Below are 871 nucleotides of genomic sequence, written 5' to 3'. Positions count from 1 at the left end.
CTGCTGATGGCCGTGAACGAACATCGAGCGTATCGTCAACGTCGAGCGTGACGCTTTTCGGCGGCGCGGCGTAGCTCGACAGCCACAGATCGACCAGCACGCGGCCGAGCCGAATGACGGTCCTGATGTCGGGCAGGTTCTCCAGCCGCGAACACGTCGGCTGCGAGCACAGGTCGAGCCCGCTATCGGGCAACCGTCCGCAGGCGAGCTTGAAGGCTGGATCGGTGCGCAGCCGGTTGAGATCGTTGGCATCCTCATAACCGCAGGCGATTGCGAAGATGCGGGCGCGCAGGATGTCGGTCATGGCGTGCGTCACGCGCGCTCGATCACGTGGATCGCAGCCGCAAGCCGGTCGGCCAGTCGCAAACGCCGTTCGGCAGCCGCCAGAAGCATGACGCCGCCATCCGATGTGATGCGGCCGCCGTCAAACGCAGCTGTGATCTTCTTGCGTCCGACGGCTGGAAAAGACAGCGGCAGCAACGTATTCCCGGTCCTGGCGGGTGTGGATCGCGAGATGCGAATTCCACGCCAAATCAATCGTTAAGCTACATCCGCCAGGCTCAAAGGCCCATTGTCGTGCATAAGACGGGTTAGATCCGGTGCGGCCATGGCGTGCCTTTTATTTGCGTTCGCCCGAATTGGCAGCTGCGGATCCCACGGAATCCGTCTGCCTGCAATATAAGTAGAATTAATAGGGTGTCACAAAAACTTAATAAATTGACGATTTTTGCGATTCCTTCCATCAGTTGGCATGCAAACTAGTGATCAAGCGCGTCAGGGAAACACATCAGACCTGACGTATGCGTCAACGTCCATCCTGGCAGTACAGAGCAGCCGGCAAAGGGCGGCGGCACCCCGGGAGAGTTGGTAC

Annotated in this window: 1 pseudogene; it reads right to left on the bottom strand. The window is 59.5% G+C overall.

Annotated elements, in window-relative coordinates:
- Positions 1–516 (bottom strand): annotated as a pseudogene (locus tag EN780_RS35590) (transposase); the annotation flags it as partial.
- Positions 517–871: the final 355 nt, after the last annotated feature.

Origin of the sequence: Mesorhizobium sp. M4B.F.Ca.ET.089.01.1.1, from assembly GCF_004022605.1 — a bacterium.
GTDB classification, from domain to species: Bacteria; Pseudomonadota; Alphaproteobacteria; order Rhizobiales; family Rhizobiaceae; genus Mesorhizobium; species Mesorhizobium abyssinicae.
The sequence above is the reverse complement of the archived record's forward strand: the minus strand, read 5'-3'. Positions and strand labels throughout refer to the sequence as shown.